At 55.8% G+C, this 13134-nt stretch carries 11 protein-coding genes and 1 pseudogene; 9 read left to right on the top strand and 3 right to left on the bottom strand.

Annotation, left to right across the window (positions count from 1 at the left end; translation table 11 throughout):
* Positions 1-153: 153 nt before the first annotated feature.
* The 6 genes and pseudogenes from PBOR_RS05905 to cysC form a co-directional block, all read left to right on the top strand.
* Positions 154-999, top strand: a complete 846-nt coding sequence (locus tag PBOR_RS05905; RefSeq protein ID WP_042210889.1) for an STM4015 family protein — start codon at positions 154-156, stop codon at positions 997-999.
* On the top strand, positions 999-2417 hold the full coding sequence (locus tag PBOR_RS05900; protein WP_042210888.1) for an STM4014 family protein: 1419 nt from the start codon (positions 999-1001) through the stop codon (positions 2415-2417). Before PBOR_RS05905 ends, PBOR_RS05900 begins: the two co-directional genes overlap by 1 nt.
* The gene (locus tag PBOR_RS05895; protein WP_042210887.1) at positions 2414-3199 is read left to right on the top strand and encodes an STM4013/SEN3800 family hydrolase; all 786 of its coding nucleotides are present in this window, start codon (positions 2414-2416) and stop codon (positions 3197-3199) included. Before PBOR_RS05900 ends, PBOR_RS05895 begins: the two co-directional genes overlap by 4 nt.
* 31 nt (positions 3200-3230) lie before the next feature.
* Positions 3231-4619, top strand: coding sequence for an STM4012 family radical SAM protein (locus PBOR_RS05890; RefSeq protein ID WP_042210886.1), 1389 nt, complete (start codon positions 3231-3233; stop codon positions 4617-4619).
* The gene (locus PBOR_RS05885; protein WP_042210885.1) at positions 4616-5518 is read left to right on the top strand and encodes an STM4011 family radical SAM protein; all 903 of its coding nucleotides are present in this window, start codon (positions 4616-4618) and stop codon (positions 5516-5518) included. The genes PBOR_RS05890 and PBOR_RS05885 overlap by 4 nt, the downstream gene beginning before the upstream one ends.
* A gap of 422 nt (positions 5519-5940) precedes the next feature.
* Positions 5941-6504 (top strand): annotated as a pseudogene (gene cysC, locus PBOR_RS05880) (adenylyl-sulfate kinase); the annotation flags it as partial.
* Positions 6505-7043: 539 nt separating this feature from the next.
* Here cysC and PBOR_RS05875 read toward each other — a convergent pair.
* On the bottom strand, positions 7044-7712 hold the full coding sequence (locus PBOR_RS05875; protein ID WP_052429348.1) for a hypothetical protein: 669 nt from the start codon (positions 7710-7712) through the stop codon (positions 7044-7046).
* 322 nt (positions 7713-8034) lie between these two features.
* Complete coding sequence (locus PBOR_RS05870) at positions 8035-9471, bottom strand: aminotransferase-like domain-containing protein (protein WP_099052443.1); 1437 nt, start codon at positions 9469-9471, stop codon at positions 8035-8037.
* 219 nt (positions 9472-9690) lie between these two features.
* On the opposite strand from PBOR_RS05870, the gene PBOR_RS05865 reads away from it, so the two are divergent.
* A complete protein-coding gene (locus tag PBOR_RS05865) occupies positions 9691-10641 on the top strand; it encodes a DMT family transporter (RefSeq protein WP_042210883.1) in 951 nt (316 codons plus the stop codon).
* 100 nt (positions 10642-10741) lie between these two features.
* Here the strand turns inward: PBOR_RS05865 and PBOR_RS05860 are convergent, their stop codons facing one another.
* Positions 10742-11317 carry a hypothetical protein gene (locus PBOR_RS05860; protein WP_042210882.1) on the bottom strand — a complete coding sequence of 192 codons (576 nt, stop codon included), beginning with the start codon at positions 11315-11317 and terminating at the stop codon, positions 10742-10744.
* Positions 11318-11655: 338 nt separating this feature from the next.
* On the opposite strand from PBOR_RS05860, the gene PBOR_RS05855 reads away from it, so the two are divergent.
* Positions 11656-12300: a helix-turn-helix transcriptional regulator gene (locus PBOR_RS05855; RefSeq protein WP_174479804.1), complete on the top strand. Its 645-nt coding sequence runs from the start codon at positions 11656-11658 to the stop codon at positions 12298-12300.
* An 18-nt stretch (positions 12301-12318) separates the two neighbouring features.
* Positions 12319-13119: a pyruvate, water dikinase regulatory protein gene (locus tag PBOR_RS05850; RefSeq protein ID WP_042210881.1), complete on the top strand. Its 801-nt coding sequence runs from the start codon at positions 12319-12321 to the stop codon at positions 13117-13119.
* Positions 13120-13134 lie beyond the last annotated feature (15 nt).

The following is a 13134-nucleotide window of genomic DNA, read 5'->3' as shown; positions in this document are numbered from 1 at the left end:
CGCTACCCTGTTACTGCTCTTATATCTGTCTTATCCTGCCACTCCGTCTGCTGCCACTCCCTCTTCCTTAACCTTCCGTCCTGACTATTTGACTCCCCTTCCTCTTAATGTTAGGGTGTTTTGGAAGCCATAATTTTCCGGGAGGGAATGTTCATGACAGTAGTGAAGCTCAGTATCGATTACGATGCATTTGAAGAAGGCAAGCGGATAGAGACAGAGATCGAACAATTGAGTAACAGCCCCGAAGCCGCTGCCGTTAGCAGCCTTACGATTGGCGATTGGGGGCAAGCCTACGAGAACAGCCCGGAGGATGCCATCCAGGCGCTGGTGAAGCACAGTGCAAGTTTCCCTGCGCTGCGGAGGCTGTTTATCGGCGAAATGGGCTATGAGGAATGTGAAATCTCATGGATTACCCAAACCGACCTCTCACCGCTGCTTCCCGCTTATCCGGAGCTGCAGTCATTGACTGTGCAGGGCGGCACGAATCTGCGGCTGAGCCAACTGCAGCATGACAAGCTGGAAGAGCTGATTATTATTACAGGCGGACTCGGCAAAAATGTCCTGGCCGATATCGCCGCCGCCAATCTGCCGAATCTGCAAAAGCTGGAACTATATCTGGGCGTGGACAACTACGGCTTTGACGGCGGTCTGGAAGACCTGTATCCGCTGATCGAACCCGGAAAGTTCCCCAAGCTTACTTACCTTGGACTCAAAAACAGTGAAATCCAGGATGAAATCGCTGCTGCGCTAGCCGATGCGCCTATTCTCGATCAGCTCGAGACGCTCGACCTCTCGCTCGGAACCCTTAGCGATACCGGCGCCGAGGCACTGCTCGCCAGTCCCCGGATTAAAGGGCTGAAGCTGCTCAACCTGAGCCGTCATTATATGTCGGACGGATTGATTGAGCGCTGGAAGAAGAGCGGATTGCCGGTTGATGTCAGCGACCAGCAAAAGACAGACGACGATGACGATTGGCGCTATCCGTCGATTACAGAGTGATGCCTCCTGCAGAGCCGCTGATTGTGATCTGCAATCCCGGCGACAGGCGCTCGGAGGGCATCCAGCTGGCGCGAAGCCGGCTCGGCATGCCGCCGGCGCTACTGATTCCTTACGCCGGGCTGCTGCAGGGCCAGCCCCTGGCTGATTTGCTGGAGCAGGCGATGCAGCAACACCTGGACGAGTTGCCGGGGCAGAGGCAGGCGATGCAGCAACAGTTGCCTCAGCTGGCGCAGGTGCAGGCGGACGGATTGCGGGAGCAAGCCGGTACGATGCAGCAGCGGAACGGGCAGCCGGGCCTAACAGAGCTGGCTGCCCAAGGCCGCGACAGCAACTGGCGATCCGGGCCAGCCGCGCCTGCCCCGGATACGATCCCGCCGCTGCTGCGGCTTGAGTCTCCTGGTGGCAGCTTCGAAATTGAGCGCGCCCTGATCGCGCTCGGCGCGCCGGATGCGCCGGACGCAGATGACTCGCTGCATCCTTACGGCAGCCAGCCGGATCTCCGTCCGCTGAGCTTCAAGGCAGCCGGGGTGCTCAAGGATATGCCCGGCGTGCTGCATCATCCGTCCCAGTGGTTCCGTGGCTACTGCCGGCTGCTGGCCCGGATTCAGCGTGAAGCCGGGCAGCTTCTGCCCGCCGCCCGCTGGACCAATGATCCCGGCGAGATCGCCGCGATGACCGATAAACGCCGGACGCAGCAGATTCTCGCTGCGGCGGGTGTTCCGGTTCCCCGGCCGCTAAGGGGCAGCAGCGGACAAGCACCTGTGGATTACGGGTCCCTCCGCGAGCTGATGCTCTCTCAGCGGATGCACCGCATCTTCATTAAGCTGGCCAGCGGCTCCGCTGCCTCCGGCGTGATTGCCTATCAGCTCAATCCGGCAACGGGGGCTGAGGTGGCGGTTACTACCATCGGGGTCGAGAACTATATCACCCGTCCACCGGTGTATTATAATTCCGGTAAGCTGCGGCGTTATACCGATCCTGCCCTCCTCGCCGGAATCATCAACTGGCTCTACCGCCACGGCGCCTATGCCGAGCAGTGGATCCCGAAACCCGGCGGAAGCGGACAATCATTCGATATCCGCCAGCTGGTTGTCGCAGGCAGAGCCTGCCACGCCGTTGCCCGGGTAAGCACCACGCCGATTACGAACCTGCATCTGCGCAGCCGCCGGATGACCCCGGCCGAAGCCGGACTCACGGAGGAAATGCAGGCACAGGTACGGCAGACAGCCGAGCAGTCTCTGGCTGCTTTTCCGCGTTCTTCCGTCGCGGGGATTGATGTACTGGTGGGGAGCACCGGGCGGACGTATACGGCGGATGTGAACCCTTTTGGCGACTTATTGTACGATGTTGAATACCACGGCTGCAGCATCTACGAATGGGAAATGAAGCAGCTGCCTTGGAGGAACCTGGCCCTATGACCGATATGAATGCCGTTGTCGGCACCCACGATATCTTAATGATTACGCTTGATACGCTGCGCTATGATGCCGCTGTTCTGGAGGAGGCCAACTGTCCCAATCTGTGCGGCAACGGTTCCTGGGAAAAGCGGCATACACCCGGCAGCTTCACTTATGCAGCCCATCACGCCTTCTTCGGCGGATTCCTGCCCACTCCGGCCACTACGAACAAGGCTGAGCATGTGCGTCTGTTCCATTCCCGGAATACCGGGCTCAAAACCCATCCCCATACCTGGCTGTTCGACACACCGGATATGGTATCAGGGCTGGCGGCTGCGGGATATCAGACGGTGTGTATCGGCGGCGTAATCTTTTTCAGCAAAAAAGTGCCCCTCGCCCGCGTCCTGCCCGGTTATTTCCAGCACAGCTACTGGCGGATGACGTTCGGGGTGACGAACCCGCGCTCGACCGAACATCAGGTGAATCACGCACTCAAAATATTGAACAATACACCGCTTGACCAGCGTCTGTTCATGTTCCTGAATGTCTCGGCGATCCATGGCCCGAACCACATGTTCCTGCCGGGGGCGAAGCGTGATTCTGTGGACAGCCAGCGCGCTGCCCTCCGTTATGCCGACGGTGAACTGGGCCGTCTGTTTGCTGCCTTCCGCGAACGCGGCAATCCGGTCTTCTGCCTGGCTTTCTCCGATCACGGCGAGGCTTACGGCGAAGACGGCTATCAGGGCCACCGGCTGGCGCATGAAACGGTGTGGAATGTTCCTTACCGCGAGTTCATTTTATAGCAGTACCATCCCGCAAAAAGAAGGAGAACGTATGACGTCAATCCGGCAATCCCCTCATCACAAGAGTAACGACGGGCAACCTCCCTTCTCCTCAAGGGAGCTTCAGGAATGGACCGGACAGATCACGGCCAATCCATACCGCAATTATCTCTATTCCTATCCGCACAAAACGGCTTACCGCGAGTTTGAATCCCCCCTCTCCCTGGAGGAGCTATGGCGAGATGAGCCTGCGGAGAGTTTTTTCTTATATATGCATATTCCCTTCTGCGGCGCACGCTGCGGCTTCTGCAACCTGTTCACCCTGCCTGACAAAAGAGCGAATGTCCACGCCGAGTACGTAGACGCGCTTGAACGGCAGGCGAAGCAGTGGGCCGCGTTCACCAGCCACAAGCCTTATGCACGCTTCGCCATCGGCGGCGGAACGCCAAGCCTGCTCGCTCCCGCGCAGCTGAACCGGCTGTTCGGCATTGCTGCGGATATCATGGGAGTGGACCTTGCGGCCACGTCCATCTCCGTCGAAACCTCACCCGAGACGCTGACGGAGGAGAAGCTGTCGATCCTGAAAGAGCATACCGTGGACCGGGTCAGCATGGGCATCCAGAGCTTCGTGGCCGCTGAGTCGGCTGCCATCTACCGGCCGCAGGACCCGGATGTGGTGTACCGGGCGCTTGAGCTGCTGGGCAAATACGATTTTCCCATCCTCAATCTGGATCTAATCTACGGGCTTCCGGGCCAAACGGTGGAATCTTGGCTCTATTCGCTGAATCAGGCGCTGCTGCATGAGCCGGAGGAGATCTTCATCTATCCGCTCTACACCCGTGAACATACAATTGTGAAGCCGGGGGATCTGCTGCGCCAGAGCGATATCCGCCATGAATGCTACCAGGCCGCATGCCAGCTGCTGGCAGAGCATGGCTACCGCCAGTATTCAATGCGCAGATTTGCCAAGGAGAATGCAGGAACCGCCAAGGATATTCTTGATTACAGCTGCCAGGAGGAAGGCATGGTCGGCCTCGGCTGCGGCGCCCGGTCCTATACCCGGAATGTACATTATGCCTCCCGATACGGTGTCAGCCGCAAAGCTACGGAGTCCATTATTGCTGATTATGTAGCTGCTGAGCGGTACGATACTGCTGACTATGGAATCGTGCTGAGCCTTGCAGAACAGAAACGGCGGTTTATTCTGAAAGCGGTTCTGCACAGCGAAGGCCTCACTGTGGCGGATTACAGCCGGCGGTTTGGGTCTTCGCTGTGGATGGATCATCCAGAGCTGGGCCTGCTGCTACAGAGCGGCTTCGCCACGGATGAAGAGGGCATCCTGCAGCTGACTCCAGAGGGACTTGGCTACTCCGATTCCATCGGTGACTGGTTTATCTCCGGCGAGATCAGGGAGCAGATGAAGGAGTTCGTCCTGCCATGAAGGCGATCCTCTACTACCGCGGCTCCCTCTCTTCCTGCAACTATGACTGCCCGTACTGCCCCTTCGGCAAAACAAGAGACAGCGCCGCCACCCTCGCCAAAGACCGCGAGAATCTCGCGGCCTTCGTCCGCTGGGTGTCGGAGCAGGGGGCGGCAGGCCACCGGCTGTCTGTTTTCTTCAACCCCTACGGGGAAGGACTGACGCACCGCTGGTACCGGGATGCGATGATCACTCTATCCCATATGGAGCATGTGGACAAAGTCGCCATCCAGACCAATCTGTCGGCCCGGCTTGATTTCACCGCAGAGCTGAACCCGGCCAAAGCCGCCTTTTGGGCGACCTATCATCCGGGTCAGGTGTCTGAGGAAAAGTTTCTGGCACAGTGTATGACTGTATATGAGCAGGGCATTCCTTTCAGCGTGGGCAGTGTAGGCGTACACGGTGCTTTTGCGGCGATTGCCTCGCTGCGCGGCGCCCTGCCGGAGGATGTCTATCTGTGGGTGAACGCCTACAAGGACAAGCCGGATTATTATACTGAAGAGGATGTAAGCTTCCTTAGCGGAATAGATCCCTATTTCCAGATCAATGCTGCGGACTATGACAGCCTAGGCAAGACCTGCAATGCAGGCAGCAATGTGTTCTATGTGCAAGGCGCCGGTCTCGTGAAACGCTGCTATAAGGACCGGGGTGTGATCGGCAACCTCTACCGCGACGGTCTCGAAGGACTGGCCGCGCAGCGGAGCTGCCGGATGAAAGTCTGCGACTGCTACATCGGCTATATCCATATGCCGGAGCTTGGTCTGGAGCAGATTTACGGCCCCGGCCTGCTGGAACGGATTCCTTACAGCGCGGCAGAGCGGATCCCAACCGAATTGAGGGAAACGGGATTTCTGCGGTGAGTGGATGAGTGAGTTGTGGGTTGAGTGGGTATAGTGACTTGAGTGAGTACGGTGATGGAAACGGTGAGCTTACACGCGGCGGGCGGGCCGCGAATAAGTGTATTTCATACAATTAAAAGAAGGATAAACACCGGATTTGTACGGATAAGTGTATTCTGTACAACTAAAAAAGGCGGAAAGCGCCCCTTTGGGCAAAGTCAGTCCATTTAGTTGTAGAAAGTGCAGTTATTGGGCTGGCAAGACAATAACTGGTGACTTTAGTTGCAGTAAATACAGTTATATTCTGGCGAGGTTCATGCTTCAAGCAGAAGTCTGGTGAAGTTAATGGCTTCAAGCATTAGCTGGTTCTATTTCGAAAGAGTTCCGATCACTTGATAGAGCAATTGTAGCTACATTAAGGCAGAAAATCATGGGAGGACAAAGCAATGACGGCTCAGGTACATTTTCAGGCACATCCTGGGGTAACGATATGGCTAACCGGTCTATCCGGGGCGGGTAAGTCTACGCTTGCCGCCTTGCTGACGGACCGGCTGCAGGAGCAGGGCCAGCCTGTGGAGTGGTTGGACGGTGATGAGCTGCGGCGGACACTGGGCCGGGGGCTCGGCTTCAGCCGCGAGGACCGGTTCGAGAATATCCGCCGGGCGGTCTATATTGCCGGCATGCTGAACCGGCATGGCGTGATCACCGTCGTTTCGGTGATCAGCCCTTATGCCGACATGCGCAGTTATGCCCGCCGGGAGCTGCCAAGGTTCGTGGAGGTCTATGTAGACTGCCCGCTCCCCGTCTGTGAAGCGCGGGATGTCAAAGGGCTGTACGCCAAAGCCCGCTCCGGTGAGATTCCGGCCTTCACCGGAATCTCCGATCCTTATGAGGCTCCGCTTAACCCGGAGCTGACACTGCGTACGGCTGAGCGTACCCCGGAGGAATGCGTGGAAGAAATGATAGACTGGATCATAGAAAACAGGCTATATCAGCATAATGCTTAGGCTGAGCGGTGAACATTATTACACTGCCACATTTAACACGCTGAATCACAAACAGAAGGGTGATCTGTGGCGCTTTGCCTGCCGATCACTCTTCTGTTTGCATAAACCAACTTCCAGAGCAGGAAAGAGCCGTTGCTGGGCTATCCGCCTAAACCTTGTTCCCTTGCGGACTGGAGAGCCCTTATTCAGCTGATTCCCGTCCATTTACTTATCTTGCGGACTGGAGAGACCTTATCCTCAGCCAAATACCGCTTTGCGGCAGCCGATTCGGCAAATAAGGTCCCTGATGTCCGCAAGCCTCCAAAAAGCAGCAGTTTGCTCGAAATAAGGTCCGTGGTGTCCGCATAGATATGTGATCCTCCTGTTACGCTGACCTCCCCGCCGCCAGTACTCCATCCCGTCCCGTTCTTCTAACAAACCAGCCGTGTAGCTCAGGTATTCTCCACCGTTGCTTTACCGCGTCTCACTTCCTCCGCCTCATTCCTGTCTCATTCCGCCTCATCCTACTTTAGTCTTCCTTACACAGTGATCGCTGCTGCTTATTTCCGTGATTTGTTACTTTGACGGCGCTGCCAGATTAGTATTAGTGCAATCAAGATTACTATCCCCGCGCCTAGTCCCACGTATAGCACCCATGGTGCTGTCGCTGAGTGGTTGTCTCCGGTTACTGAGGGTCCAACGCCTTCAGCATTCTCCGGCGGAGCTGTCGGTGAGCCGCCGCCGTTACCTGGCCCCAGCTCATTCAGATCTTCCTGCGCATCAGTGTACAGTGCGGTCCGGCTGCACAGGCTCGTAGTAAACTCACTCTGTTCTTCATTCCCCTTCGCTATGCTTCCGTCCGCTTCCGCTCCTCTTGCATAAACCATGTAGCGTTCACCCTTGGCGAACTCGAACCCGCAGCTGTCTCCGGACTGCGCCGTACTTACGGTCACTTGATCCCCCAGATCACCTTTCCAGCGGGCCCCCACCTGAAAGGTAACCTGCATAGGATCCGCGCTGGATTGAATAATTCCGAATGGTTTCGTGATCGATATAACGGTACCTTCAAACACAGCCGCAGCGTCTTCCATTGCTTCCAGCGGCGGAGCAGGGACGACACATGAGCAGGCATAGGTAACCTGCGGACGCACGGTTAGCATTAGCATGAAGACAAGCAGGGCACACAGGCTCATGAGCAGGACGCCCCGGATTCTCCTTATCACAACCATAACAATCACTCTCCTTATACCCCAGACGAAATTACCAGAGAAAGGTTACTCTATAATCCAAAAAATCCCATACCAGCAAAAAGGCACGCGGGAATAATAGGACAGTCAGCGTAATATCAGCTGCGTAATAACAGCTGCGTCATGGGCATGTGATAGCAAGCTGCGACCAGACTGCTACGTGATAACGCCTGCGTCATGGGCATGCGCTACCAGTTACGCCTGATGGATACATGGTAGTGGCTGGCTCCATATTTGCAGGCTAACCCCCAAGGCTTACCCGCATCTGCTTTCTGCATCTGCTCTTCGTATTTACTCTCTGCGTTCACTCTCCACGCCTGCCCTCCGCCTCGATCTCCCGGGCAATCGCGGTCAGCCGCCGCATGCCTTCGCGCAGCAGCCCTTCGCTGGCGAAGGAGTAGCTGAGGCGCAGCCAGGACTTCATTTCACCCAGCGGATCGCAGATTTCGCCGGGAACGAAGGAGATTGACTGCTCCATGCAGCGCACAAACAGCGTGTCCACGGGCACCGTATCCGGCAGCTTCACCCACAGGTTCAGCCCGCCCTGCGGTGCGGTCCATTCCCAGCCGGCCGCCGCAAGCTCCTCCTCCATAATCTCCTTATGCACCTGGAGCGCAATCCGCAGCTTGCCGAGATGCTGCTGCAGGCGCGGCGAGGTGTAGTAGTGGAGAAAGATCTTCTGATTCAGCAGCGGAGTCCCGTTGTCCGCCAGGGACTTGGCGGCAATCAGCCGCTCCATGAACGGATAACGGCAGGCCACAGCGCAGATACGCAGCCCGGGGGCCACGTATTTGCTGAAGCTGCTGATATAGATGACCCAGCCCTCCGTATCATAGGCGAAGAACGGCGTAGGCGGCTCCTCCTCAAAGTGCATATCACGGAACGGGTCATCCTCCACCAGCAGACAGCGGTAGCGCTCCGCCAGCTCAACGAGCAGCTTGCGCTGCTTAGCCGGCACGGTATAGCCCGTCGGATTATGATGCGTCGGGTTAATATAGAACATCCGCGGCTTATGCCTGCGCATCAGTTCTTCTACCGCCGCCAGATCATACCCCTGCGGCGAGATCTCCACCGGAACCAGCCGCGCGCCGGCCCGGCGAAAAATATCCAGCGCCACACTATAAGTCGGGCGCTCCACCAGCACGGCATCCATCGGGCCGAGCATGATCCCGGCGATCAGATTAATCGCCTGCTGTGCGCCCGAGGTAATCAGCAGCTCGCCAGCCGACAGCTGCAGCCGGTACCGGTCATGGAAATGCCTGCTCAGCGTCGTGCGCAGCTCCTCATCCCCCTGCACGGAGGAATAGGTACCCATGACCTTCGGGTAGAGGTCGAATACTTTTTTGACATAATCGGACAGAAACAGGTTTGGCAGCAGACCCGGATCAATCAGCGCCTGAGAGAACTGGTAGGTCACCGGCTTCCGCTGAATATCGGACATCGGACTCTTGACCGTATAGCCAAGTATTGCGGCTCCCTCTTCCACAGAATTAGCCAGCCGGCTTCCCGGCGATACATAATAACCGGATTTGTCTTTGACATACAGCATGCCGTTCTCCGTCAATGCCCGGTAAGCCTTAAATACCGTCAGCCGGTGGACACCCAGCTCATCCGCCAGCAGCCGGATCGACGGCAGCTTGTCATGAGCCTTCCACTCCCCCCGCTCGATCCGGTTCAGCATGAACTCATAGACCTGGCGGAACAACGGATTACTTTGCTCTACTCCCGCAGATTTTTTCATAATAACGCCGCCTCTCCCTATATAAACGCAACCGCCCCACAGCTCACAACCCGCCGCCCGCTCCTGCGCACGCTTCCGCCAACTTCTCTTTGCCCTATTGTACCCCATTCCGCCCGGTAACTGTTCTGTGTTCTGCAATCTGTTCTGCGCCTAAGAGGATATGATTAACAGAATACTTTAAGAGATTGCCACATTACCACCACAAAGGGGCACGGAAACATGATTATGTTAGCTTATTCACTGGTCTGTCTGATCTTCGGCACCACCTTCCTCGCGATCAAAATCGGCGTAGACGCCGGTGCGCCGCCATTCTTCTCTGCTGGACTGCGTTTTTTCACGGCAGGGGCGGTGCTGTTCCTGTTCATGGCAGTGAAAGGCAAAGCCAGCTTCTCCCTGCTGCTGCGCAAGGAAATGCTCTTTACCGGGGCGACGCTGACCTTCGGCACCTTCGCCGCACTTTACTGGGCTGAGCAATATGTATCCTCCGGACTCGCGGCCGTATTATCGGCAACCGGGCCGATGATGATTCTGCTGATGCAGATGGCTTTTCTCCGGCAAAAGGCTCCCGGCTACTCGCTGTTCGGCTGTATCATCGGCTTCACCGGCGTACTGCTGCTTGTGCTGCCGAATCTGGCGGCTGATGTCACTCCGCTCTGGCTGATCGGCTGTGTTGTCGTCCTGATCGGAGAACTCTGCTATGCGGCAGGGGCAATCTACTCCAAAAAAGTAACCACCACCTTCTCCGGAGTATCCCCCGTGGCACTGAATGCGGCCCAGATGATGTACGGCGGAGCGTTATTGTTCATCATCTCGCTGTTTACCGAGCCGCTGCATCCATCCTTCCTGCTATCGTTCAAAACCGCAGGCTCCCTGCTCTATCTGACGGTTATCGGGTCCATGGTTGGACACACCCTGTTCTACTGGCTCGTCTCCAAGACGAACCCCGTCTTCCCGTCAACCTGGCTGTATATCTCTCCGCCGATTGCCGTTGGTGTGGGCTTCCTGTTCTATAATGAGGCGGTAACCTGGGTAACACTGCTTGGCGTGTTCACTATTATCGCGGGCACCATTCTTGTGAACGCAGGCGCGCTGAAGCAACTTATTTTCAAACAAAAACCGGCAATACCCGTGCTTCAAAAACCAAGCATTGAAGCTCTTCCGCAGGATTAAGGGTTAGGCGTTCCGCAGCAACACAAACAGCCTGCACCCTGACTTCAAGGGTTACAGGCTGTTCTGTTGTCTTTTCATATGGCTTAGGGCACCATGGAGTTTAATGCTTCTCTTCCGAAATGAAATACAAATTCAGCGGCAATTCCTCATCACTCTGGAAACTGTTCGATATCCTGTAGGTGATAAACAGCTTGTTCTCACCCTCGCCGTATGCCCAGGATTCTTCGATTGAGCCTGTCAGCGGCTTAAGCGGAAGCGCCATCCGGTCAATCGTCTGGACCGATTGCTCGACTTTGTCAGCCTCTTCATCATCCGCAGGCTTGTAATGGTCCAGAAAAGCACGCACCAGCTCCCTCGCATTCTCGTACCCGAACTCTGATCTGGGAACAACCGTCCCAATCCGGTAGCCGATGATTTTATCGGTTGTAACATCTGCCGTAATCTGCTGGATGAACTCCATTTCATTCACGGTCAGGATTGCATCCTGCATAACTGTCCCTAAAGTTGTATCGTATTCCCCCACGGCATCCGTAATTCCCAGAGCAGCAAGCCCTTCTTCGAGCGGCTGCGTGAACACAGCCCGGTGCTTCTCCACCTGTGTGAACAGCTCAGCATACTTCGGGGTGTCCTTGCTGCATGCACTAGTCAATAGTATAAGAACGAATAATCCACTCATTAGAACGAAGCATGATTTCCTCAAATGAATACACCTCCTTGCTTGCATAAACCTTACCACATATGTGAAGAAAGAACCTCAAATAGATACCATATATTAGAAAATAGTAGCGTCTGCTTAGTGCTATCCTGATTATGCTGCCTATATTTCCATAAAATCATTATATATGACGTACTATATATTGCATTTATGATCAATGTTGCGTATTATATAAGCAAGTTAGGGAATTTAATTCCAAATAGGACGTCTGAATGAAAGGGGGAATCGGCGCACGGTGCTCCTTTTCTGCAAAGGGAATGCCTGTATCTGTAACGTAAACCGGAAAGTGGAGGAAAATTGTGATCGAACTGACAACCCGGCAACTGCAAATTATTGAGATTGTGAAGAAAAGAGCTCCGATTACCGGTGACCAAATCGCGGAAAGCCTGGGCCTCAGCCGGCCGACCATCCGGGGGGACTTGTCCATCCTGGTCATGCTCGAATACATCGATGCGAAACCGAAGGTGGGCTATTTCCCCGGCACCAAAGCTGCAGCGCGCCATAATAGCCGGGGGCTGCTACAGGATACCAAGGTGAGTGATATTCAGGTCATCCCGGTCATTATCCGCGAGAATGTGACCATACAGGATGCAGTCGTTACGCTATTCCTGCAGGATGTCGGCACACTTATTATCTGCGGCAGTGACGGCAAGCTAAGCGGTGTCGCTTCGCGCAAGGATTTCCTGAAGGTCACGCTCGGCAATCCGGGAGCGGTAACCATGCCTGTGAGTATGGTAATGACACGCCAGCCCAAAATAGTGACTGTTTCGCCCGATGACACGGTGCTTGACGCCGCGCAGCGCATGATTTATCACGAGGTAGACAGTCTGCCGGTAGTTGTTCCCGGCAGCGGGGAAGGGTCCGGCACAGGGCTGGACGTAGTAGGGCGGTTGACGAAGACTTCCATCGTAAAGCTTCTCCTCGAGCTTGAAGCCAAAGGATAACGGAGGAATCGATAGAGCATGGAGCCATCCACTCATTACATTACGATATGCTCAGATTCTATTGGGGATACGGCGGAAGCTGTCGTGCAGGCCGTCATACACCAATTTCAGAATCAGCGTGTCACCATCAGAAGATACGGCAACGTCAGACATGAAGATGAATTGCGTAAGTTAATGGAAGAAACCGCTCAGCTTCAGGGTTTCGTAGCCTACACCCTGGTGCAGCCGGAGCTGCGGGAGATGATTCGCGAGGAGGCGGTCCGCCTTGATCTGCGGATTGTCGATATCATGGGCCCGATGATGCAGGCCTTCATCGATACCTTCGACCATGCACCCGAGGCCCGGCCCGGACTGCTGCATCAGCTGGACGAGGCGTACTTCAACCGGATCGAGGCCATAGAATTCACCGTCGCCTGCGATGACGGACGGGATCTCGGGGCCATGCTGAAGGCGGATATTGTTCTGCTCGGGATGTCCCGCACCTCGAAGACACCGCTCAGCATCTTTCTGGCCCACCGCGGCAAGAAGGTTGTGAATTATCCGGTTGTCCCGGAGGTCGGCCCGCCGCAGCAGCTGCTGAGTCTGCCACCGAACCGGATCATCGGCCTGACCATGAAGCCGGAGTACATGCTGAAGATCCGCTCCGAGCGGCTGAAGATGCTGGGCTTGCCTGCCGGCTCGCAGTATGCCAGCCTGGAGCGGATTACCGAAGAAATGGAATATGCGGCAACACTATTCGCCAAGCTGGGCTGCCCGGTCATTGACATTACGGATAAGGCGATTGAAGAAACCGCCGGCATCATCATGGGTTATATCTAATTTAACCATTCTAAC

The organism is Paenibacillus borealis (genome assembly GCF_000758665.1).
In the GTDB taxonomy this organism is placed as follows: Bacteria; Bacillota; Bacilli; order Paenibacillales; family Paenibacillaceae; genus Paenibacillus_AQ; species Paenibacillus_AQ borealis.
This window is presented reverse-complemented; position numbering and strand designations above follow the sequence as displayed.